23 protein-coding genes and 1 tRNA gene (1 of these 24 running past the window's edge) are annotated in these 21,726 nt (G+C 51.0%); 5 read left to right on the forward strand and 19 right to left on the reverse strand.

What is annotated here, in order from left to right; all coding sequences use genetic code 11:
* Positions 1-17 precede the first annotated feature (17 nt).
* The 8 genes from gpmI to rpoN form a co-directional block, all read right to left on the reverse strand.
* Positions 18-1,559 (reverse strand): 2,3-bisphosphoglycerate-independent phosphoglycerate mutase, encoded by a 1,542-nt coding sequence (gene gpmI, locus HP435_RS25580; protein WP_173597707.1) that lies wholly within the window; start codon positions 1,557-1,559, stop codon positions 18-20.
* Between the two features lie 15 nt (positions 1,560-1,574).
* A complete protein-coding gene (tpiA, locus tag HP435_RS25585) occupies positions 1,575-2,333 on the reverse strand; it encodes a triose-phosphate isomerase (protein ID WP_173597708.1) in 759 nt (252 codons plus the stop codon).
* Between the two features lie 21 nt (positions 2,334-2,354).
* On the reverse strand, positions 2,355-3,539 hold the full coding sequence (pgk, locus tag HP435_RS25590) for a phosphoglycerate kinase (protein WP_173599430.1): 1,185 nt from the start codon (positions 3,537-3,539) through the stop codon (positions 2,355-2,357).
* Positions 3,540-3,636: 97 nt separating this feature from the next.
* On the reverse strand, positions 3,637-4,641 hold the full coding sequence (gene gap, locus HP435_RS25595) for a type I glyceraldehyde-3-phosphate dehydrogenase (RefSeq protein ID WP_063230979.1): 1,005 nt from the start codon (positions 4,639-4,641) through the stop codon (positions 3,637-3,639).
* A 19-nt stretch (positions 4,642-4,660) separates the two neighbouring features.
* Positions 4,661-6,025, reverse strand: coding sequence for a Na+/H+ antiporter NhaC family protein (locus HP435_RS25600; protein ID WP_122963673.1), 1,365 nt, complete (start codon positions 6,023-6,025; stop codon positions 4,661-4,663).
* A gap of 20 nt (positions 6,026-6,045) precedes the next feature.
* Complete coding sequence (locus HP435_RS25605; protein ID WP_122963672.1) at positions 6,046-7,071, reverse strand: sugar-binding transcriptional regulator; 1,026 nt, start codon at positions 7,069-7,071, stop codon at positions 6,046-6,048.
* 177 nt (positions 7,072-7,248) lie between these two features.
* Positions 7,249-7,515, reverse strand: coding sequence for a glutaredoxin family protein (locus tag HP435_RS25610; RefSeq protein ID WP_122963671.1), 267 nt, complete (start codon positions 7,513-7,515; stop codon positions 7,249-7,251).
* 6 nt (positions 7,516-7,521) lie between these two features.
* Entirely contained in the window at positions 7,522-8,895 is a 1,374-nt protein-coding gene (rpoN, locus tag HP435_RS25615) for an RNA polymerase factor sigma-54 (protein ID WP_173597712.1), read from the reverse strand.
* Between the two features lie 224 nt (positions 8,896-9,119).
* Between rpoN and HP435_RS25620 the strand changes: the two genes are divergently transcribed.
* Positions 9,120-9,194 (forward strand) — tRNA-Arg (locus HP435_RS25620).
* A gap of 129 nt (positions 9,195-9,323) precedes the next feature.
* On the opposite strand, the gene HP435_RS25625 is transcribed toward HP435_RS25620, so the two are convergent.
* A complete protein-coding gene (locus tag HP435_RS25625; protein ID WP_167470261.1) occupies positions 9,324-9,476 on the reverse strand; it encodes a hypothetical protein in 153 nt (50 codons plus the stop codon).
* A gap of 212 nt (positions 9,477-9,688) precedes the next feature.
* On the opposite strand from HP435_RS25625, the gene HP435_RS25630 reads away from it, so the two are divergent.
* Together HP435_RS25630 and HP435_RS25635 are read left to right on the forward strand one after the other, a co-directional pair.
* The gene (locus HP435_RS25630; protein WP_173597713.1) at positions 9,689-11,563 is read left to right on the forward strand and encodes a PAS domain-containing sensor histidine kinase; all 1,875 of its coding nucleotides are present in this window, start codon (positions 9,689-9,691) and stop codon (positions 11,561-11,563) included.
* A gap of 36 nt (positions 11,564-11,599) precedes the next feature.
* Positions 11,600-11,737: a DUF4023 domain-containing protein gene (locus HP435_RS25635; RefSeq protein ID WP_083955789.1), complete on the forward strand. Its 138-nt coding sequence runs from the start codon at positions 11,600-11,602 to the stop codon at positions 11,735-11,737.
* A gap of 244 nt (positions 11,738-11,981) precedes the next feature.
* On the opposite strand, the gene HP435_RS25640 is transcribed toward HP435_RS25635, so the two are convergent.
* Positions 11,982-13,199: a branched-chain amino acid ABC transporter substrate-binding protein gene (locus HP435_RS25640; RefSeq protein ID WP_173597714.1), complete on the reverse strand. Its 1,218-nt coding sequence runs from the start codon at positions 13,197-13,199 to the stop codon at positions 11,982-11,984.
* 394 nt (positions 13,200-13,593) lie between these two features.
* Positions 13,594-14,058 (reverse strand): copper amine oxidase N-terminal domain-containing protein, encoded by a 465-nt coding sequence (locus HP435_RS25645; protein ID WP_122963665.1) that lies wholly within the window; start codon positions 14,056-14,058, stop codon positions 13,594-13,596.
* 221 nt (positions 14,059-14,279) lie between these two features.
* Between HP435_RS25645 and HP435_RS25650 the strand changes: the two genes are divergently transcribed.
* Positions 14,280-14,501 (forward strand): hypothetical protein, encoded by a 222-nt coding sequence (locus HP435_RS25650; protein WP_063230986.1) that lies wholly within the window; start codon positions 14,280-14,282, stop codon positions 14,499-14,501.
* 131 nt (positions 14,502-14,632) lie between these two features.
* Positions 14,633-15,235 (forward strand): ATP-dependent Clp endopeptidase proteolytic subunit ClpP, encoded by a 603-nt coding sequence (clpP, locus tag HP435_RS25655; protein ID WP_063230987.1) that lies wholly within the window; start codon positions 14,633-14,635, stop codon positions 15,233-15,235.
* Positions 15,236-15,294: 59 nt separating this feature from the next.
* Here the strand turns inward: clpP and HP435_RS25660 are convergent, their stop codons facing one another.
* The 8 genes from HP435_RS25660 to HP435_RS25695 all read right to left on the reverse strand — a co-directional run.
* Entirely contained in the window at positions 15,295-15,474 is a 180-nt protein-coding gene (locus HP435_RS25660; protein WP_122963663.1) for an H-type small acid-soluble spore protein, read from the reverse strand.
* A 13-nt stretch (positions 15,475-15,487) separates the two neighbouring features.
* Entirely contained in the window at positions 15,488-15,682 is a 195-nt protein-coding gene (locus HP435_RS25665; RefSeq protein WP_063230989.1) for a hypothetical protein, read from the reverse strand.
* 123 nt (positions 15,683-15,805) lie between these two features.
* On the reverse strand, positions 15,806-16,063 hold the full coding sequence (locus HP435_RS25670; protein ID WP_173599431.1) for an HPr family phosphocarrier protein: 258 nt from the start codon (positions 16,061-16,063) through the stop codon (positions 15,806-15,808).
* Between the two features lie 49 nt (positions 16,064-16,112).
* Positions 16,113-17,060, reverse strand: coding sequence for a DNA-binding protein WhiA (gene whiA, locus HP435_RS25675; RefSeq protein ID WP_122963662.1), 948 nt, complete (start codon positions 17,058-17,060; stop codon positions 16,113-16,115).
* Between the two features lie 9 nt (positions 17,061-17,069).
* Positions 17,070-18,080, reverse strand: coding sequence for a gluconeogenesis factor YvcK family protein (gene yvcK / locus HP435_RS25680; protein WP_122963661.1), 1,011 nt, complete (start codon positions 18,078-18,080; stop codon positions 17,070-17,072).
* A gap of 84 nt (positions 18,081-18,164) precedes the next feature.
* Positions 18,165-19,046, reverse strand: a complete 882-nt coding sequence (rapZ, locus tag HP435_RS25685; protein ID WP_122963660.1) for an RNase adapter RapZ — start codon at positions 19,044-19,046, stop codon at positions 18,165-18,167.
* Positions 19,047-19,281: 235 nt separating this feature from the next.
* The gene (gene trxB, locus HP435_RS25690; RefSeq protein WP_063230994.1) at positions 19,282-20,241 is read right to left on the reverse strand and encodes a thioredoxin-disulfide reductase; all 960 of its coding nucleotides are present in this window, start codon (positions 20,239-20,241) and stop codon (positions 19,282-19,284) included.
* A gap of 58 nt (positions 20,242-20,299) precedes the next feature.
* Positions 20,300-21,726: the 3' portion of a tetratricopeptide repeat protein gene (locus HP435_RS25695; protein WP_122963658.1), read on the reverse strand. Its footprint extends 223 nt past the window's final position; only the last 1,427 of its 1,650 coding nucleotides appear in the window; its start codon lies off the right edge, out of view — the gene reads right to left on this strand; it ends in the stop codon at positions 20,300-20,302.

Raw genomic sequence — 21,726 nt, forward strand, 5'->3', positions numbered from 1 at the left:
GTGTGTCTTAGAGACGCCTATTTTGCAAGTAACGATTTCCCTGTCATTTCAACAGGCTGTTCTGCTCCCAAAAGGTCGAGCAAGGTTGGCGACAGATCGGCCAAAACTCCGTCTTCTCTGAGCGTAGCGCCTGCTTTGGTCACAATGACTGGCACAGGGTACGTGCTGTGCGAAGTGATCGGACGCCCATCTGCATCCAGCATCAAATCCGCATTGCCGTGGTCTGCCGTGATGATCGCCGCCCCGCCTTTGGCCAAAATCGCATCGACGACCCGACCGAGGCAAGCGTCGACTGTCTCCACCGCTTTGATCGTCGGCTCCATTTTACCGGAGTGACCCACCATGTCGCAGTTGGCAAAGTTGAGAATGATCGCGTCGAAATGATCGGCTTCAATCTCCGCCACGACCGCATCTGTCAGTTCAGGCGCACTCATTTCCGGCTGGAGGTCGTACGTCGCCACTTTTGGCGAAGGAATCAGGATGCGCTTCTCGCCTGGAAACTCCTGCTCGCGGCCGCCGCTGAAAAAGAAGGTCACGTGCGGATATTTTTCCGTCTCCGCGATGCGCAGCTGCTTCAAGCCTTGCTGTGCCAGCACCTCGCCCAACGTGTTGTCCAAGTTGGAAGGCTTGTAAGCGACATACCCGTTCACCGTCTCGGAAAAATGCGTCAGGCAGACGAAGTGCAGATCGCGCGGGTGGTTCTCTCCGCGATCAAAGCCGCGGAAATCATCGTTCGTAAAAGCTTGCGAGATTTGGATGGCACGATCCGGGCGGAAGTTGTAAAAGATGATGGAATCTCCGTTCTCGATCGTCGCTACAGGCTTGTCGTCAGCGCCAAGGATAACCGTCGGCATGACAAATTCGTCCATGATCGACTTTTCATAGGATTCCTTGACCGCCTGAATCGGGTCGTGATAGGCAGGAGCATCCGCATACACCATGGCGCGGTAAGCTTTCTCTACCCGCTCCCAACGCTTGTCGCGGTCCATCGCGTAGTAGCGACCTTGCACCGTTGCGATCTGACCAACGCCGATTTCCGCAATCTTCGCTTGCAACTGCGCAATGTATCCGACGGCACTGTCCGGGGATACGTCGCGCCCGTCGAGGAAGCCGTGAATATAAACGCGGTCAAAGCTTTGCTTTTTGGCCAGCTCCAAAATCGCGTACAAATGCTCGATATGGCTGTGCACGCCTCCATCAGACAAAAGCCCGAACAGATGCAGCTTCTTGCCGTTTTGCTTCGCGTGCTCGATGGCAGCAATCAACGTCTCGTTTTCAAAAAAGGCGCCTTCCCGAATCGACTTGGTGATGCGAGTCAAATCTTGATAAACAACGCGGCCCGCACCGATGTTCAGGTGCCCTACCTCGGAGTTCCCCATCTGCCCTTCCGGCAAGCCGACAGCCAGTCCACTCGCTTCAAGCGTTGCATGAGGGTACTCGTTCCAGAGGCGGTCAAAGTTCGGTTTATTGGCTTGCGCTACTGCATTGCCATACGTTTCGCTCCGCAAAGCAAAACCATCCAAAATCAACAGCGCTACCGGTTTCGGTCTTTGTGCCATTTGTTTCTCCTCCTCCTATTGCTGCTGTGCACCTGCCACAAGCTGCAAATAGCTGTCTGCTGCCAGGCTCGCTCCGCCTACCAGCGCGCCGTCGATATCAGGCTGCGCCATATAGCTTGCGATGTTCTCCGGCTTGACGCTGCCGCCGTACTGAATCCGCACGGCTTCCGCTGTCGCTTGGCCGAATCGCTCTGCTACGACACTGCGAATAATCGCAATCGTCTCGTTAGCGTCTTCAGCCGTAGAAGATTTGCCTGTGCCAATCGCCCAAATCGGTTCGTAAGCAATAATCGCTTTTGCCACCTGCTCGGCTGTCAATCCGGCAAAAGCTCCTTCTGTCTGCGTGCGCACGACGTTAGCTGTCTCGCCTGCTTCCCGCTGCTCCAGGCTTTCTCCGACACACACAATCGGCACCAGGTCTGCTGCCAGCGCAGCGACCACTTTTTGATTCACCGTCTCATCTGTTTCATTGAAGTATTGACGACGCTCGGAATGGCCGAGAATCACGTATTCGACGCCGATCTCTTTCAGCATGGACGCGCTGACTTCCCCTGTGTATGCCCCTTGCTCGGCAAAATGCATGTTTTGCGCGCCCACGGCAATATCCGTTCCTGCCAATGCCTCTGTCAAAGCAGCCAAAGCTGTAAATGGTGCGCAAATGACTTTTTGTACGCCGGAAGTGTTGTTCCCTGCTTTGGCTTCTGCTGCAAAAGCTTTCGCCTCGGCAATCGTCTTGAACATCTTCCAGTTCCCCGCGATAATTGGTGTCCGCATGCAAACTCCCCCGCTTCGCTCTTATTCGTGATCTGCCAGTACAGCAACGCCCGGCAGTTCTTTGCCTTCCATAAACTCCAGAGACGCTCCGCCACCTGTAGAAATGTGGGTCATCTGCTCGGCTACGCCTGCTTTTTCCACCGCAGCTACCGAATCGCCGCCGCCGATGATCGTCGTTCCTGTGCACGCAGCCATCGCTTTGGCTACGGCAATCGTGCCAGCTGCAAAAGCGTCCATTTCAAATACGCCCATAGGACCGTTCCAGACAACCGTTTTGGACTCTACGATTACACTGTGGTATTGCTCCACCGTTTTTGGCCCGATGTCGAGCGCCATCCAGCCTTCCGGAATCGCGTCGATCGCCACAACCTTTTTCTCGGCATCTGCCGCAAAACGGTCTGCGACAACGACGTCGACTGGCATCAGCAACTGGACGCCGCGCTCTTTTGCCTGCTCCATCAAGCTGCGCGCCAGATCGAGCTTGTCATCCTCACACAGCGAAGCACCGATGCCGTAGCCCTGTGCTTTGAGGAATGTATTCGCCATGCCGCCGCCGATGATCAAGTGATCCACTTTGGTCAGCAGATTTTCGATGACAGCAATTTTATCTTTGACCTTTGCTCCGCCGACGATCGCCGTAAATGGACGCTCCGGCTTGGACAAGGCTCCGCCCATGAAGCGGATTTCCTTTTCCATCAAAAGCCCCGCAACAGCCGGTATGTACTGAGCAATTCCTGCTGTAGAAGCATGTGCCCGATGTGCGGCTCCAAAAGCGTCATTGACAAACAGATCGGCCAGCGCCGCAAAGCTTTTTGCCAGTTCTGGATCGTTCTTTTCTTCTCCCGCATGGAAGCGTACGTTTTCGAGCAAGATCACGTCGCCGTTTTCCATGCTTCCTACTACCGCTTCGACATCTGCCCCTGTGGAATCGTCAAGCTTACGGACTTCCTTGTCCAGGAGCGCAGACAGATGGGACGCGACAGGAGTAAGGCGCATCTCTTCGACTACTTGCCCCTTTGGACGGCCAAAATGGCTCGCCAGGATTACTTTCGCTCCTTTTTCCATCAGGAAACGGATGGTTGGCACAGCGGCACGGATGCGAGTATCATCTGTGATGGTCCCGTCCTGCATCGGCACATTAAAGTCGACACGGCAAAATACGCGCTTGCCTGCCAGCTCAACATCGCGGATAGATTTCTTGTTCATGAACGATCCTCCCAAATCAATGGCTTTTTATTCGGAAAAAACATATGGGAAAAGGGAGATTGCTCTCCCTTTTTTCACAACAGTTCTATTTTACGTGTTAGAAGCCGCGCTGTGCAACAAAATGACACAAGTCTACGACACGATTGGAATAACCCCACTCGTTGTCGTACCAGGAAACTACTTTCACCATGTTTCCTTCCAGTACCATAGTGGACAGAGCATCGATTGTGGAGGACGCCGGGTTTCCGTTGTAGTCGGACGATACAAGCGGGTCTTCGGAGTAGCCCAGAATGTTTTTCATCGGGCCTTCAGCTGCTTCTTTCAGCGCGCTGTTCACTTCATCTACCGTTACGTCAGCTTTCAGCTCAACGACCAGGTCGACAACCGACACGTTTGGAGTTGGCACGCGCATAGCGAAGCCGTTCAGCTTTCCTTTCAGCTCAGGCAGTACGAGCGCTACTGCTTTCGCTGCTCCAGTGGAGGTAGGAATGATGTTTTCCGCAGCGGCACGGGCACGACGCAAGTCTTTGTGCGGCAGGTCGAGAATTTGTTGGTCGTTGGTGTAGGAGTGAACGGTAGTCATCAAGCCGCGAACGATGCCGAATTTATCGTTGAGCACTTTGGCAAACGGAGCCAGGCAGTTCGTTGTGCAGGATGCATTGGAGATGACGGTGTGCTTCGCAGCATCGTATTTGTCTTCGTTTACACCCATAACGACCGTGATGTCTTCATTGGTAGCAGGGGCGGAAATGATGACTTTTTTCGCTCCGCCTTCCAGGTGCTTCGCTGCGTCTTCACGCTTCGTGAATCGGCCAGTAGACTCCACGACGATTTCCACGCCGTAGTCTGCCCATTTCAGTTGAGCAGGATCACGCTCTGCGAGAACCTTGATTTCTTTTCCGCCTACGATCAGCGTGTTTTCTCCCGCTTCTACGGAGAGATCCAGAACGCCGTGCACGGAATCGTATTTCAGCAGGTGAGCGAGCGTTTTCGCGTCAGTCAGATCGTTTACTGCGACGATTTCCACGTTCGGATTGCCAAGTGCTGCGCGGAATACGTTGCGACCAATTCGTCCAAATCCGTTAATCCCTACTTTTACCATGAGAAAAACCTCCTGATCGTTAACTAGCTTTATTCTTTATGGCTATCATCCCACCTTCCGGAAGAAACCATCGGGTGGAGAGAATGGTGACAATCGGCAACAAAATGCTGAAAAATACAAAGGGCAACGTCTGTACGGTGGGAACTCCCAGCGTCAGAGCCATCATCATCGACAATCCGTTCCACGGAATCAGCACAGGCATGACTACCGTAGAATCGAGCATGGTTTTCCCCAGCAACTCGCGCCCTTTGCTCCATTGGGAGAATCGGTCCAAAAGCGTCGTTCCCAGCACCAGAATCGGAATGGTCTGGTTACAGCTGATGATGATGACCAGGAGCGACAAAGCAGTTGCTTTCGCTACCAGCAGCGTCGGATTTTTCGTCTCGCCCATCCATTTATCGACAATCGGGGCAAGAATTTGGGCCTGGTTCAATATGCCGTTCAAAAACCCTGCCAAAACAATCAGCAGCAGGACGTTCAAAATGGCAACCATCCCCCCGCCGTGTACAAGCTGATCCAGCCTTGTACCTGAGTGCAGCTCGTAGCCGTTCAGCATGGCGGAAAAAAACGTGCTGACATCAAGCTGCCCGTGAACGAGCACCATCACGGCACTGACGACAATGCCGAGCAAAAGAGCCGTTACGGCCTTGATCCTCAGGGCAAAAGACCCGATGAGGACAAGCAGCGGCAGCATGAGCAACCAGTTAATCGAAAAGTGGCTCGTCAAAAGCTCCTGATACATTTGAATCATTTCGCCTGAACCTGCCTGTGACCGGAACAGGTCGAGAGCGAGAAACAAAACGGCGCATATGCCTGTGGCAAGCATGGCAGGACGTCTCGTTTTTCCATCTTGCGCTTCTGTCATCCCTACATTGGAGAGGACAAGCAGACGGCTGCTGGATATTGGTGAAAATCGTTCCCCCACCATCGCTCCCGAGATCAAGGCTCCGCCCGTAATCGCTGGCGATATCCCTGCTGCGTGGGCAATCCCCATCAAGGAAAGTCCGATGGTGCTAAGCGTGCCGACAGACGTTCCAAGCAGGTAACTGACTGCTCCTGTCAGCAAAAAGGAGAGAACGAACAAATAGTCGACGTTGACGATGGACAACCCGTAATAAATGATCGCGGGTATCGTTCCTCCCATCATCAAAAGCGGAATCAGCACGCCCACCAAAAACAGGATCATGAGAACCGGCTTCGTCTTCTTGACACCTTCCCAGCCAAAGCCGAATTGCTGCCTGATGGAAAAGCCCAGCTTTCTTACACTTACCAGTGTGACCAGGATCGCAAAAACAATCCCCCATGCGATCGGCAAACCGAGCGACAAACTGAGCACGATTCCTGCAATCATCGCCAGGATCGGCGTAACTTGCGCCGTAGACATACGATCAACTTCCTTCCCCGTTACAATCGTGTGGACAAGAGTGCTCTTGCCGCTCCCTCATCTGTAATGAGTACATTCTGACACGATTGTTTGGCAAAGGAAAGAATCGCTTTTGCCTTGCTTTCGCCCCCTGCTATGGAAAGCACGGTTTCAGCCTTGTGCACTTCTTCCAGCTGAAGTCCGATAGTCGGCATCCGGTGGACCGTTTCGCCTGCTTCATTAAAGTAGTAGCCAAACGCTTCGGATACCGCTCCCGCTTCTGCCAGATCAGCCAGCTCTTCTTCGGAGTAATTGCGCCGACGAGCCATGGCGATCGCGTCGCCAATCCCGTGCAGCACGATCCGCGTATTTTGCAAAAGCGCGAGAACGTCTTGCACCTGAGGCTCTTTGAGCAATGTTTGCAGCGCTTCCGGGTGCAACCGATCCGGCACGTGCAGCAGCCGATAAGTAGCCCCTGTCTTGGCAGCCATCGCGGCAGCGAGCGTGTTGGCTTGCAGCTCCACTCTCTCGCCCAGCCCGCCGCGAGCAGGTACGAACTGTACATGCTTGAACGAAGCGGAAGGCGTCAGGTGATTGGCTACGCTGGCAATCGAAGTGCCGCCAGTCACAGCGACAATATCGCCCTCTTGGATCGCTTGCTTCAAAACTCTCGCGCCTACGCGTCCAAGCTCGGCTTTGACCCAGGGAGACTGGTCTGCATCGCCCTGCACCACGATCACTTCCGGGATGCCGAGCTTCTTTTGCAGCCCTTCTGCCAAGTCCCGGAGGCCAAACAGCTCGCCGACAAGCGGCTCCATGTCGTCCAACACTTGCTGTCCTTCGCCGCTCAACTGCATTCCCGCAGCGGTAACCGTCAGAAGCCCTGTCTCTTTCAACAGCTCTACCTCGGAACGCAAAATGCGCTCGGTAGTGTTCATCGCCTGAGCAAGCCCTCTGCGCCCAATCGGCTGCAAGTGATAGATCGATCGGAGCAACATGTACCTTTCACGCAAGACCCTGGTCAGGTCAGGCAGCAACTTCTGTTGCAGTTCCAGTAAACGTCGCATGTGCTTACATCCTTGGCTGTAAAATTGATCGGGACGTTTTTTGTCCCTGTATATACATTTTTTGTCCCGATTCGTACAAAAAAAAGATCACTTGCTACAACTTGAATGTAGCATATCGCAGGCAAACATGCAAGCTCCCCCTGACCTAAATATTGGCACAGGGGGAGCTTTTTTCAGTCAATTCTGGCGCCTGGCAAATTCCGCTCGCAGCTCTTCCATGGTCACGACATGAGTGATCGAGCGAAATACGACCTCTCCATCAATCGCGACTACCGGAATCACCAGCATCATCTCTTCGTGCAACGTTTCATCGCTTTCGATATCCACGACGCTTAGCTGTAAAGGAAACTCCTCTGCCAAAGCGCGGATGATCAGTTCCACATCTTCGCACAGATGGCATTTTTTTCGTCCGTACAAGACAATTTCAAGCTGCCTGTTGTTCATTGGCTTTTAAAACCTCTTTCGTTTGGCCGAGGATGGAATCAGCATTTCCTCCCGATACTTGGCGACCGTGCGGCGAGAAATCTCGATTCCTTCTGCAAGCAGCATTTCCCCCAGCTTCTGGTCGGAGAGTGGCGCCTTGCGATCCTCCTGCTCAATCAGCGCCTTGATTCTGCGTTTTACGCTCTCGGAGGACGTTGCAGACCCGCTGGAAGTGGTGAGTGCCGAAGTGAAAAAGTATTTCAGCTCGAAAATTCCCCGCGGCGTTTGCACGTATTTGTTGCTGGTTGCCCGGCTGATCGTCGATTCATGCAAGCTGACGCGCTCGGCGATTTCCTTTTGCGTCATCGGCTTCAAATAATGGATGCCCCGGTCAAAAAAGTCGCGTTGCATGTCCACGATCGCCTGCGTTACGCGCATGAGAGTCAGACGGCGCTGTTCCAGGCTCTTCGCCAGCCACATGGCGGCGTTGAGCTTGTCGTGGATAAACTGCTTCGCTTCTTCCTGGCTTTTTTGCTGACTGAGCATTTTTTCATAAAAGCTGTTGATTTTCAAGCGCGGAGCCGCCACATCGTTGACTAGCACCACGTACTCGCTGCCGACTTTTTCCACGGTCACGTCCGGGATGACGTATCTTGTCTCGGATTGAGAGAACTGAGCACCCGGCCTGGGATTCAGCGTCCGAACGAGATCCGCCATCGTCTGCACTTCCTGCGGCGTGCAGCCTACTTTGTCGGCAATGCGCTGGTAACGGTTGTCTGCGAGGTCTTGCAGGTGGTTGCGGACGACCATGACGATCTTCTCGTCATCGAGCGCCAGGTGCTCCAACTGCAACAGCAAACATTCCTCCAGACTGCGCGCCGCTACTCCTACCGGGTCAAAGTGCTGCAAGACCGACAGTACATCCTCAATCTCCAGCATCTCTACTCCGAGATTGCGGCTCGCTTCCTCCAGCGTTATTTCCAGGTAACCTTTTTCGTCCAGGTTTCCGATCAAAAACAGTGCGATTTGCCTTTGCAAAGGGGAGAAGCCCTTCACGTAGCCAAGCTGCCGCTCCAGATGCTCATACAAGTTTTCACTGCCTTGCTGAACATAATCCAACGGGTTGTAAGTGCTTTCATTTTTTGCCGGAGAGTACTCACCCGTCGCGCGGTTGCCAACGATTTCCTTCCAGTCAATCTCTGGCGCCGGCTTTTCGGCTTTCGCCGAGGCCACTTCTCCCGCTACTTCCAGGTCGAATACAGGATTTTCGTTGGCCTGATCCTGCAAATAGGAAATCAGGTCAACAGCTGAGTATTGCAATATGGTAATGGCTTGACGCAATTCCGGCGTCATCACTAATTTCAGCGTCTGTTCTTGATACAACCCCAGTCCCATGTTCATGAAGTTCGCCCCCTTCCCACTGCTTCTTGCGAGATGTCTCTTTAATTTTCATTATATTCGTTCTCTCTTGCAATTTTCCTGCCAATTTTTGAAGATGATCTGCAAAAATTAATGCTCCGCTTCTGTTCACACTCATGAAAAAAAATCACACAAAATCTCGTTTTTCGTTTGCATTTTCCTGTGGTAATCCCTTATAATTGATTAGTGTCACCCATTCACATCATACGCCTGTAGCTCAGTGGATAGAGCAATGGTCTCCGGAACCATGTGCGGGGGTTCGATTCCCTTCAGGCGTACCATATGAAAAAAGACTGGACTCGCTCCAGTCTTTTTTGTTTTCCTTGGTCTGACCTTGTCTTTCTACCTGAAAGCCTGCGACAGCACATCCCCATCGCAGGCTCACAGGCAAACCATTCATTCGTTCTGCGCTACTGATCCAGCTCTTTCTGCGCCAGTTCTTTCCCCGGAAGCGGATCTACCTGCTCCGGTTTGCGGGCATAAGCTTTGTTTGTAATCAATATCGTGAGTCCGATGATGAGGACAAAGACAATCACCAACGCAACAATAAACCCCGTACTCATGCAAGACACCTCCGCCTGTTTTCCTTCTTTCATTATAGCCTATTTTTTCGTCCAGTTTGAACCGTCCTCCGTTTGCCAATTTTTCGTTTTCCATATTGTCCCTTTCTATTCTGAATTTGGTGATAGGAAAATAACCCCAATAGCTCGAATACTATGACTATCTTGACACGAATCTGCAAATCCAAATAATTGAATGCCAAGGCAGGATAGCTATGACAGATAAGCTCACGCCCACATACAAGTGGAAAAAAAGGCGCTCCCACCCCGACGCGGCGAGACTCTTCTTCCCGGATCAGATTTTGAAAGCATTTTTTCACTTTACGACAGACGCCATCTCGATCAGTGACATGAACAACCAGATCGTTTTGGTCAATCAGGCATTTGAACAGTATTACGGCTGGTCGCTTGCGGAAATCAACGCCTCCCCGTACTGCTTTATCCCGGACGAGCTTGTCAGCGAGACGAGACAGTTGTTTGATGCCGTCCGAAACATGGGCGTGCATTTGACCAACTACGAAACGATCCGCAGGCGAAAAGACGGCACACAGGTGGAGGTTACGTTGTCCGCCGCCCCCATACGCGACGCAAACGGAAGCATCATCGCCGCTTCGTGCCTCACGCGAGACATTTCCGAGCGCAAACGGGTCGAAAAAGCGTTGCTTCAAACAGAAACCAAGTATCGACTGTTGATAGACCATACCCAAGATATCGTCACGATTTTCGACGAGTCGCTGAAGCGTGTCTACGTTTCCCCCTCTGTCGAGCAGCAATTGGGCTATTTGCCTTCCGAACTCGTCTCCCCCGGCAGCCTGGAGATTACACATCCAGACGATTTCCCCCTGCTTTTGACCAAGAAGCAAGAAATTTTCGAAAAGAATCAGCCGGTTTTCCTGGAATTTCGCTCCCGGCACAAAAATGGAACATGGATTTCTTTTGAGACACGCGGGATTCCCGTTGCTTCCGAGGATGGCACGGTGAAAAACGTCATGTTTGTCTCCCGCAATGTCATGGAGCGCAAAGTATCTGAAGCGGCCTTGTCCAAAATCAGAAAAGAAAGCCAACTTATCGCGGAGCATACGGACGATTTGATTTTGATAACCGACAAGCACGGAGACATCGTCCACCTCTCTCCCTCATACGAGCGAGTCACGGGAACGATGAGGCATGCCGGCAAGCTGTCCTTCAAAAACATTCACCCGGATGATCTGGAACGCGTCGACCTGCAATTTCAAGATTTAATGGAAACGCTGGAGCCGCGAACGTGTGAATTTCGCTATCGCACGGTGAGCGGCGACTGGCTCGTGCTGGAGGCAAAAGGAACCCCGATCCTGGCCGACAACGGCGAATGCGACGGCTTCATTATCGTTTCCCGCGATATTACCGAGCGGAGAAACAACGAGATGCTGCTGCGCAATGCCGAGAAACTCTCTGTCATCGGCGAGCTGGCAGCGGGCATCGCTCACGAAATCCGCAATCCGCTCACTTCGCTGCGCGGCTTTATTCAGCTGTTGAAGCCGACGCTGGTTGATCATCAAATGTACGCAGACATCATGCTTTCCGAGCTGGATCGAATCAATTTCATCGTCAGTGAGTTGCTCGTGCTCGCGAAGCCGCACAACGTCAAGATCAAATCTCTCCCGCTGGTCTTCTTGCTGAAAAATGTGCTGACCTTGCTGGCGTCAGAAGCAAACTTGAAGAACATCCGCTTCCACACCGCTTTTGGCTGCGATCCCCTCATCTCCGGGGAAGAAAACCAGCTCAAGCAAGTGTTTATCAACGTCATCAAAAATGCAATCGAGGCCATGAGCGGGCATGGAGATGTCACCCTGACCACTTCGGCAAAAGCCGCTGGCCAAGTGGTCATCACGATTACCGACAATGGCTGCGGCATACCGGAAGAGCTGCTTCCCAAGCTGGGCGAGCCTTTTTTCACGACCAAAGACAATGGAACCGGATTAGGGCTGATGATCAGCCGCAAAATCATCAAAGACCACGACGGCCATCTGGAAGTGAGCAGCAAGCCAGGTGAAGGAACTACGGTAAAAATCACGTTGCCGATTGTCGCCGCTGAAAAAGGGCTATCCTAAAGAAAGGCGTCAAGCCAAACCGCATGGAGGTGCCCGATGGATTTTACCAAGATGAGTACGAGTGAGTTCGTCGCCAAAATTCATGAATCACAAGCCAAAAACCTCAGAAGCCGCAAGCATCAAGGCTACGGCCATCCAGAAAAACGCCTGCCGAGCAAGCAAGGAATCTGGTAAACACAAAAACCCACCCAGGAGCTTATCGCTCGCTTGGGTGGGCTTTTGCTTATTGCGGGTCTTGCTTATTCAGGTTGCGATCTCGCTCGGACTTTTGCTTTTGCGTGCCCTGCGTCTTGCTGCTGTGTCCCTGATTGCCGCCGTTTTTCGTATTGCGATTGTTTGACATGCGAATCCCTCCTCATGTTAGCTGGTCTTCGTGCCAAACGTAGTATGTCCGAAACGGCCTGATCATACTGAGCGATTATTTCGCTTCCCCGATGTATACTTTTTGACCGTTCTCGTATTTGTACACATATACGGACGCGAACTCGTTGTCGCCTTTTTCGTTGAACGTTACGTTAACGAATTTGCCTTTGTAGTCTTTTGTTTTGTGCACAGCTTCCAGCACTTGCTCACGGGTTGGCTTTTTGCCGCCGTTCGCTTTGATCGCCTCTTCCAAACCGCTGAGCATTACACCCATGGAGTCATAGCCAAAGGATGTGAAGATACCCACTTTGTTGCCAGTCGATTTTTCAAAGTCTTCGATCCATTTCTTGCCTTCAGGTGTAGCCCCTACATCGCCGACAGTAGAAGTGAACACTACGTTGTTCGCGTTATCGGCACCAGCGATTTTCACCAGGTCAGCAGAGTCGTAGCCGTCTCCACCCATGAAGATGCCTTTGTAGCCTTTTTCGCGCGCTTGCTTCACGATAATGCCCGCATCGGAGTAGTAACCGCCGAAGTAGATCATTTCCGGATTTTTGGATACGATCTGGTTGATGACGGCACTGTAATCTTTCTCTCCAGCTGTTACCCCTTCAAAGCCGACAATTTCCACGCCGTCTTTTTCAAATTGCTTTTTCACTTCTTCAGCAAGCCCTTGACCGTAAGCAGCCTTGTCGTGCATGACGAACGCTGTTTTTACGCCCAGTTGGTTTTTCGCATAGATCGCTGCCTTGGAACCTTGCTGATCGTCACGCGCACAGATGCGGTGTACGATCTTTTTGCCTTGCTCCGTCAGGTCAGAGCCTGTCGCAGATGGCGATACCATGACGAGCTTCTCTTGATCGTATTGAGCAGCAGCAGTGATGGAGGCACCCGTTGTTGCGTGGCCTACAACCCCTACTACATCAGGATTGGAAATCAACATTTGTGCGACCGCTACCCCTTGTTTCGGGTCAGCCTGGTCGTCTTGTGCGGAAAGCTGTACTTCAAAGCCGAGTGCTTTGAACGCCTCTTGTTTTTCTTTCAGGGCATATTCAGCACCTGCTTTGGCCGTGCTTCCGTAATCGGAATATTGACCGGACATCGGACCGACTACAGCGATGACCAGTTTTTCCCCAGCCCCTCCGCCTCCGGTGCTTCCGCCGCCGTTTGCATTCGATTGTGGTGCGCTGGACTGGCCGCCCCCGCAGCCTGCAAGCAATGTCCCCAGTGCTACGGTAGCAGCCAGGATCGACAGTGATTTTTGTTTCTTCATAGCGAAACATCCCCCTCTTTATTTACGTGCAAACTATGAATCACTCTTTTATTGTAGGATATTTTAGAAAATTTGCAATAGAAATGATAATATTTTGGTTGTTTTATTGTGGAAGTTTATATTCCTGCATGATATATTTTCTGAAAATTAAATAAAATAGCCACACCCGTGAAAGGTGCGGCTTCTTTTTTGGTAAATATTTGTTACTCTTTGTATTTTTGGGAATACGCTTTGCACATAACGTATATAGCCACTACCACAAAGCCAACCAGCAACGCTACACTGGCAAACGTGGTTCCTTGCATTTTTGTAAGTCCCCTCTCGATTGCGCCTGCTTTTTCTCTATTATACGAGAAGCCACAGGGCAATCACAACGGAGGAATCATCCAAAGCGTTACTTGTTGATCTCGGTAGTCAGTTTGTATGTCCATGTTTTTGCATCGTAGGACACTTTTGCACCAAGCTCTTCCGCGATGAACACCAGCGGTACCAATACGCCACCAGTCACGGGACGCGGCGGGTTTGCTACACGGGTTTCTTTTCCGTTTTTGTATGCAAACGTGTTGTTTTCATACATGCGCAGGCCGTACTTGTTGTCTTTGGAAACCAGCAGCGATTTGGTTGTGGAATCCCAAGCAGCTGCACCGCCCAGTGCGACTGCCAAAGTGCTTGCATTGACATAAGCTACCCCGTTCTCAGTCACGATGTCCTGAGGAAATGGCAGCTCTTTGCCGTTAAGTTGAACCGTGATTTTGATTTGTTGTTTGGCAGGTGCCGTTTGAGCAAAAGCCGCTGTTGCAGCTACGCTTCCGGTCAGCAAAGCAGCTGTCAGCATCAATGTGGAAAACTTGCGAAGCATAATAAACACCCCTTGATTGTTATGAAATGAATTCCAATTTTGTGTTTTTCGACACAAATCTTCATATTCCTCCTTTTTTGTTCCATACTTTTCCTATGTAAAGGATTAGCCAATTATGCCAAAACTATGGGAATCAACGCATGCTATCCCGCGAACAAATGTTTTTGTGCACAACCTGTGGATAAAACTGTGGATAATTATAAAGATGGGAGGGTGCCTTCATGGCAGGCGAGCGATTTTTTCTGATATACCAGGAAGCCAGTGACGAAGAATGCCTGTTGACGATCCAGCCGTACAAAAATCAGCAGGAGCTGGCAGAAGCCATCAATCACTTATCGGCCTTGCAAATAGACGAGTATACGATCATCAAAGGGAAAAAAATGAAGGCGACGCTCAAGCTTGCCGTTGATCTGGCGGAAGCGGAGGACACAGAGGAAGAATGAAATCATTCGTTCCGCCATAGGTTTAGAGAGAGACAATTTGGCAACCATGGTAGGGAGGGCGTGCACTTATGTGTTTGACCTTCATTGACCTTTTGTGTATGATAATCTTACAAAGAGAGGAGGAAGACTAGATGCACATGAATTTGATTCCAACCGTCATTGAACAGACAAACCGCGGTGAACGTGCTTACGATATTTATTCGCGCCTGCTCAAAGACCGCATCATCTTTCTGGGAACTCCCATCAACGACACGGTAGCCAACATTGTGGTGGCCCAGCTGTTGTTCCTTCAGGCGGAAGATCCGGAGAAAGACATTCATCTGTACATAAATAGCCCGGGCGGTTCCATCACTGCCGGCATGGCGATTTACGATACGATGCACTTCATCAAACCTGACGTTTCCACCATTTGTATCGGAATGGCTGCTTCCATGGGAGCTTTCCTGTTGGCTGCCGGAACAAAAGGCAAGCGCTATGCCCTGCCGAACAGTGAAGTCATGATTCACCAGCCTCTGGGCGGTGCACAAGGTCAAGCAAGCGATATCGAAATCGCGGCAAAACGCATTTTGAAAATGCGCGACCACTTGAACACCATCCTGGCTGAACGGACAGGACAGCCACTGGAGCGCATCCAAAAAGATACGGATCGCGACAACTTCCTCTCCGCTGCGGAAGCAGTAGAGTACGGACTGATCGACAAAGTGATTACTTCAGAGCCATCTGCGAAAAAGTAACGACTTTCGTCACAAAAACACTCGTGCCAACGACTGGCCGAGTGTTTTTTGCATCTACTTCACAATTCCTCCAACTGGCTGACATACACAGTCAAGCTGTTGCCCGGATTTCTTTCCTGATGAATACGCGCTGTGGACGTCTTCTCATCGACAGAGTCGATCCATACCGATTCACCCTGGTATTCTACCTTTATTTTCTCAGGAGAATAAAGGATTGCCTGCGCTCTTGTCAGATCCATGGCTTCGTCCCTCTTATCGCTCGTTTTCTAAGGCTTGCTGCGCGGAGCTTGCCCCTGTCATCGTATCCACGCTGGTTTCTTCGATCAGACCGTTCTGATCAGAAACGATTCCGCCGCCAAGCCCTTCATTGATCATCCGGTCGATGTCCATGTCATAAGAATCCCGGCCTTCGTTGCAGCTATCCTGACACGTGTCACGATTGCTCATGAGTCATTCCTCCTTTTTGCGCTCTACATTGTTTAGCAATACCCTCCGTTCACGAAATTGATGCATGGGCATCTGTACAAAAAAAGACACTCCCCTTTCGGGACAGTGTCTTCATCCATCTTTCTACTCTTCCTTGCTTACCAACGTCGTGAGGCTCGATACTGCCTGGGAGGCATCCGGCCCTTCCGCCAAAATGGTAATCTCCGTTCCGGAGCTGATCGCGAGGCTCATGATACCCATGATGCTTTTCGCGTTAACTTTTTTGTTGCCTTTTTCTACGAATACTTCCGATACAAAGCGGTTGGCCTCCTGCACGAAAAAGGCAGCCGGACGAGCCTGCAAACCGGTCTTCAACTGAACCACAACCTGCTGTTGAACCATGAATGGACCTCCTTACTTGTAGACTATTATCCTTTAGTATAGCATGCAATTACATCGAAAGATTTTGTTTTTCTCGTATTTTGTCAGCGATTTCATTAATTTTTCGCAAGCGGTGATTAATTCCCGATTTGCTGACAACTCCACTCGGGACCATTTCCCCCAACTCTTTCAAATTGATATCGGGGTGAGCCACGCGAAGCTCCGCCACTTCCCGCAGGCGTCTGGGCAAATTCTCCAGCCCCATTTCCTGATCGATGAGCTGAATGTTTTCCATTTGTCTTGTGGCAGCGTTTACCGTTTTGTTGATGTTGGCAATCTCGCAATTATGCAGCCGGTTTACAGAGTTTCGCATGTCCTTGACGATCCGGACATCTTCGAAGTACAAGAGAGCCTGATGCGCACCGATAAGACTTAAAAACTCGGTAATTCTCTCGCCCTCTTTTATATAGAGGACGTACCCTTTTTTCCGCTCGATGCACTTGGCATTTAGTTTATACCGATTGGCGATCTTGGTCAATGCTTCGCAGAAATCCTGGTAGGAAGTGAATATTTCCAGATGGTAGCTGGACGCTTCCGGGTGATTGACCGATCCGCCCGCCAGAAAAGCTCCACGCAGGTAGGCGGCCCGGCAACACGACTTTTTCACGATTTCAGGAGCGATCCCCGGTACGAACGAGAGACTGCTGTCCATGATCGCCAGGTTTTGCAAGATCTCATTGGCCTGGTTGGGTATACGCACGATGTAGACGTTATTCTTTTTCAGACGCATTTTTTTGCGGACGAGCAGCTCACAGTGCGTCTGAAACAGCTTTTTGATCAAGGTGTAAATCCTTCTGGCAATCGCCGCGTTTTCCGTCGTCACATCCAGCACCAGGCGTCCTGCCCCGAACTGCAAGCTCCCATTCATGCGGATCAAGGCAGACAATTCGGCCTTGTTGCAGCAATCGGCGCCCTCCATCATGGTCAGTTCTTTCTTGGTATGTGCGGCGAATGACATCGAACTTCACTACTCCTTCTCTATCTTCAGCACCTTTCGTCTGCGCTTGACGAGTGAAACGACTTGCTTGCTTACTGCATGCGCATCATGACGCAGGTAACCGTCCTCGAATGTGACCAGCGGCTTTGCAACAATATGCAAGCCGAGCTGACGCAGCTTTTTCAGATCGCACGGGACGGGAGCAGCTCCTTTTTCCGCGTATTTCTCCAATACGTGGTTCGGCAGCTCTGCTGAGTTGACAATGATCGTATCTAAAAATGATTCGTTAACATGTTCGTACATAACCTGCACATGCTTGGAGGCGGAAAAACCGTCCGTCTCTCCTGGCTGTGTCATTACATTGCAAATGTAAATCTTTGGGGCCGTAGAGCGTCTGAGCGCAGCAAACAAGCCTCGCACCAGCAAATTGGGCAGTATGCTCGTATACAAGCTGCCCGGGCCAATCAAAATGGCATCCGCCTCGGCGATGGCCAAAAGAGCTTCGCTCAGCGGCACAGCATCCACAGGATCAAGGAAAACCCGTTTGATTTCCTTGCCCGTCAGCGGTATTTGGGATTCGCCCACCACGATGGAGCCATCCGTCATCTCCGCTTTCAGACGAATGGATTGCGTAGATGCAGGCAGTACATCTCCTCGCACTGCCAAAACCCCGCTTAACGTTTTCACTGCGGTCACAAAATCTCCCGTGATTTCGTTCATCGCCGCAAGTAGTAGATTTCCCAAATTATGCCCTGCTAATCCCGTGCCTGAGGAAAAACGGTACTGCATGACTTTTTCCATCAACGGCTCCGTATCGGCCAAAGCAGTCAACACATTGCGAATGTCTCCCGGTGGCAGCATATCCATTTCCTCGCGCAGACGTCCCGAGCTTCCCCCATCGTCTGCTACGGTTACGATCGCTGTGATATGCACCGGCTCATGCTTCAGACCGCGCAAAAGGACGGACAGACCCGTTCCTCCGCCAATGACGACAATTCGTAATGGCCTTGACTGTAGCCTCCCCATTCCCTTAGTAGGCATATGTCACCTCATTATTTCTGATACAAATAAACAGGTGGCTATCTCATGTGCATCGTCTTGCTTTTTCTTCCTGCCATCCTATGCTCACTTGTTCTTTTCCATGTCTCGATGACTGACACGGATGGTAAAATCTTTTCCGAACGTCTCCCCCAAATGCTCGGCGATGGCGACTGAACGGTGTTTTCCTCCCGTGCATCCGATGCCGATCACCAACTGGCTTTTCCCTTCCCGCTGGTAATGCGGCAACGTATACGCCAAAAAGTCCGTCAGCTTCTCGATGAACTCTTTTGTTTCCTTGTGTTTCATCACGTAATCAGCCACTTCTGGATCACATCCGGTCTTGGGCCGCAATTCGTCCACGTAGTGAGGGTTTGGCAAAAACCGGACATCAAACATCAAGTCCGCGTCAATCGGCGTACCGTATTTAAAGCCAAACGACAATACATTGATCGTAAGGGGTGATCCTTGTTGTGCGTATTGGTTGATGATTTTTTCACGAAGCTGTGCCGGCTTCATTTGACTCGTATCGATAATCTGATGCGCCCAGCCCTTCATTTCCTGCAACAAGCGGCGCTCAGCATGTATTCCTTCCAGAGGGGAACCGTTCGGTGAAAGCGGATGTCTGCGACGGGTTTCCTTGTAACGGGAAACCAGCGTTTGATCGTTCGCATCGAGATAGAGGATGTGGTACGACAATCCCTCCATCTGCTCCAGACTCTCGATCGTTACGGACAGACTTTCGAAAAACTCCCGTCCCCGCAAATCGATAACCAAAGCGACACGCTCAATACTCCCGCCAGACTGTTTGACCAACTCGGCAAATTTGGGAATCAGTACAGGGGGCAGGTTGTCGACGCAAAAATAACCCAAATCCTCCAAGCTTTGTACAGCAACTGTTTTTCCCGCACCTGACATTCCGGTAATGATCAGGAGATTAATGGCCTTGTCGTTTCCCAATTCCGTCACGCAACTCGCCTCCTACGATTCTGACAATAGCATACCATAATCACTGCCCTATTCGCACCTTTTTGGGCGCTTCCCCACTTTTCCCATCTGTTTTTCCAAAGCGTACAAGCTGTTTTTGGACAAAAAAAGATGCGCGACTGCATTCTCAGCCACGCAACAATGTTTATATAGATAAGGGGGTCAATTCATTGTCTTTATCTTACCCTTGAATTATTTCACCCATGTTACAAGCACGTTAAGAGATTGTGACATTTTGTTCCTTTATCTTTTCGTTCAGCTCTTCCACGTAATGTTGCGCGGATTGAGCAGCGATCGAACCGTCTCCGGTCGCGGTTACGACTTGACGCAGCATTTTTTCACGAACGTCGCCGGCTGCGAACACGCCTTTTACTTTTGTGTACATTTTTTCATCAGTCAAAATGTAGCCAGCGTCATTGGTGATGCCCAGCGAACGGACGCTTTCTGTCAGTGGGTCCATACCTACGTAGATGAACACGCCATCTGTCGCAAACTCGCTTTGCTCACCTGTTTTGGTGTTTTCCAAAAGAACGGATTGAACTTTTCCTTCACCGCGAATTTCTTTGACGGCGGAATCCCAGATCACTTCGATCTTTTCGTTTTCAAAAGCGCGTTTTTGCAAGATTTTTTGGGCGCGGAACTGATCACGACGGTGTACGATCGTTACTTTGGAAGCAAAGCGGGTCAAGAATACGGCTTCCTCAACCGCAGAGTCTCCGCCGCCTACTACAACCAGCTCTTTGTTGCGGAAGAAAGCTCCGTCACATACCGCGCAATACGAAACGCCGCGGCCGGACAGTTCTTTTTCTCCCGGCACTCCGAGCAGACGGTGCTCTGCTCCGGTAGCAACGATCACAGATTTCGCCAAGTATTCCTTGTCGCCTGCGATTACGCGTTTGTATGGCTCTTCATCGCGGATTTCCTTGATCTCGCCATAAGCGTATTCAGCGCCGAATGACTGCGCATGTTCAAACATTTTGGTAGACAGGTCAGGTCCGAGAATGGAGCTGAATCCTGGATAGTTCTCGATTTCCTCGGTGTTGGCCATCTGACCGCCCGGGATGCCTCTCTCCAGCATCAAAGTGCTCATATTGGCACGGGAAGTGTATACAGCAGCCGTCATACCAGCAGGGCCGGCTCCGGCGATGATCACATCATAAACTTTTTGATCGCTCATATATGTTGCCTCCTCGTCTGACACGCTTCTTTATTTATAGTTATTATAAAGTAATAATCTATTTAAAATCAAGCGTCGACAATACTTTGACACACTTCGAGACGGTTGCAGCCGAAACTCCGTACTTTTGAGCCAGGTGCGCTTGCGACTTCTTGCTGTTTACCACAGTTCCGTATACATATTCTAATGCAGCGATCCATGCAACTGCTTTCCGCACTTGTACTTGGCTGAGCATATATTCATGATGCACGTTCCACACCTGAAGGCACCACTCTCCTGCCTCCTGCTGGCCCTCTGCGATCAAGTAGCGGTGAATGCCCTCTTCCACACTCATCTCACCTTGTACGATCCCCGTGTGGCTGGCGTGCTTTGCCGAGTCCGGCGCATCCTCAGGCATCGCCGCCCCCATGTCAGCCAAAGCGAGCAACGCCAGCTTTTGCAGTTGAGGGTTGTCCGTCTGGTAGTAAAACTGGCGAACGGCATGTTCAGCCTCGTCATCGCCGATCAACGACAAAGTTTGCAAAACGGCGAATTTGACTTCGTCCCGCCCATGCTGCAAAGCCCACAAAAGCGAAGCACGAATCATCGGATCGTTTTTGAAATCCTCTACTCCCGTAAAAGGCGCTTTTTCCCACGAAACATCGCGTTGCGGAGGATTGTATTGATAAGGGATCGGCTTTATAGTTTCCCCTTCTTGCTCGCTTTTTACCATGTGAATGTACTGGTCAGCAATTCCGGATTCCGGGTCCATCTGCTTTGCTTTTTGCCACCAGCGCAGTGCCTGCTCTTTTCGTCCGCTCAAATACGCCGAGATCGCCGCGTAGTGGTACGTGCAAGCCTCGTGCGGACGGCCAGCGCGCAGCATACGCTGATAGTGGAAGAAAGCTTCGTCATGCTGTCCCAGGACTCCCATTGTCGTCGCCAGCTTGTAGGTGTTCTCCGGATGGAACGGCACGACTTTTTTGAGCATGTCCATCAAAGCCAACAGCTCAACAGTATGGTTGTGATGGGAGAGCAAAACAGCCAGATTGCACAAGGCATGCAAATTGCCATGCTCTTTTTCCAGCGTCTTCTCGATCGTCTCCATCGCTTGCTGGAAGTCGCCCACGTAATAATAGGCGAGGGACAAATTGTTCCAGGCTGGCAAAAAGTCAGGGTCGGCTTCCACGATTTCTTTCAAAATGTCCAAAGCCTCCAGGAAGCGGCCTTCTTCCAAGCTGCGACGTGCCCGCTCATGTTTGCTGTACACATCTTCATTTTCGCTCGGGAGAAAATGACGCGGCGGCAAGTCCAGCTCGAAGTAAATGTAATCGAGCAGTTCTTCCGCTTCCTCCCGATAATGTCCGTTGCCGGCTTCCTGCAAATAGCGCACAGCCATTTCTTCAGCCATCTGGTAATCTTCGAGATTGGCGTAGTTGTTCGCCATGTAGAAATACACTTCTACCATGGACGGGTCCCATTTTTCTATAACCTCATAGAGGACTT

Origin of the sequence: Brevibacillus sp. HD3.3A (assembly GCF_013284375.2) — a bacterium.
GTDB lineage: Bacteria > Bacillota > Bacilli > Brevibacillales > Brevibacillaceae > Brevibacillus > Brevibacillus parabrevis.

Coding starts and splice junctions, on each gene's coding strand:
- HP435_RS25640 (WP_173597714.1), bottom strand. CDS start 13,199: ATGAAGAAACAAAAATCACTGTCGATCCTGGCTGCTACCGTAGCACTG.
- yvcK (WP_122963661.1), bottom strand. CDS start 18,080: ATGCCTACTAAGGGAATGGGGAGGCTACAGTCAAGGCCATTACGAATT.
- HP435_RS25645 (WP_122963665.1), bottom strand. CDS start 14,058: ATGCTTCGCAAGTTTTCCACATTGATGCTGACAGCTGCTTTGCTGACC.
- gpmI (WP_173597707.1), bottom strand. CDS start 1,559: ATGGCACAAAGACCGAAACCGGTAGCGCTGTTGATTTTGGATGGTTTT.
- tpiA (WP_173597708.1), bottom strand. CDS start 2,333: ATGCGGACACCAATTATCGCGGGGAACTGGAAGATGTTCAAGACGATT.
- whiA (WP_122963662.1), bottom strand. CDS start 17,060: ATGTCATTCGCCGCACATACCAAGAAAGAACTGACCATGATGGAGGGC.
- rpoN (WP_173597712.1), bottom strand. CDS start 8,895: ATGAACATGGGACTGGGGTTGTATCAAGAACAGACGCTGAAATTAGTG.
- HP435_RS25665 (WP_063230989.1), bottom strand. CDS start 15,682: ATGAGCAATCGTGACACGTGTCAGGATAGCTGCAACGAAGGCCGGGAT.
- gap (WP_063230979.1), bottom strand. CDS start 4,641: ATGGTAAAAGTAGGGATTAACGGATTTGGACGAATTGGTCGCAACGTA.
- HP435_RS25605 (WP_122963672.1), bottom strand. CDS start 7,071: ATGCGACGTTTACTGGAACTGCAACAGAAGTTGCTGCCTGACCTGACC.
- HP435_RS25670 (WP_173599431.1), bottom strand. CDS start 16,063: ATGGTTCAACAGCAGGTTGTGGTTCAGTTGAAGACCGGTTTGCAGGCT.
- HP435_RS25635 (WP_083955789.1), top strand. CDS start 11,600: ATGGATTTTACCAAGATGAGTACGAGTGAGTTCGTCGCCAAAATTCAT.
- HP435_RS25660 (WP_122963663.1), bottom strand. CDS start 15,474: ATGGATCTGACAAGAGCGCAGGCAATCCTTTATTCTCCTGAGAAAATA.
- HP435_RS25610 (WP_122963671.1), bottom strand. CDS start 7,515: ATGAACAACAGGCAGCTTGAAATTGTCTTGTACGGACGAAAAAAATGC.
- HP435_RS25600 (WP_122963673.1), bottom strand. CDS start 6,025: ATGTCTACGGCGCAAGTTACGCCGATCCTGGCGATGATTGCAGGAATC.
- trxB (WP_063230994.1), bottom strand. CDS start 20,241: ATGAGCGATCAAAAAGTTTATGATGTGATCATCGCCGGAGCCGGCCCT.
- HP435_RS25625 (WP_167470261.1), bottom strand. CDS start 9,476: ATGAGTACGGGGTTTATTGTTGCGTTGGTGATTGTCTTTGTCCTCATC.
- clpP (WP_063230987.1), top strand. CDS start 14,633: ATGCACATGAATTTGATTCCAACCGTCATTGAACAGACAAACCGCGGT.
- HP435_RS25630 (WP_173597713.1), top strand. CDS start 9,689: ATGACAGATAAGCTCACGCCCACATACAAGTGGAAAAAAAGGCGCTCC.
- pgk (WP_173599430.1), bottom strand. CDS start 3,539: ATGAACAAGAAATCTATCCGCGATGTTGAGCTGGCAGGCAAGCGCGTA.
- HP435_RS25650 (WP_063230986.1), top strand. CDS start 14,280: ATGGCAGGCGAGCGATTTTTTCTGATATACCAGGAAGCCAGTGACGAA.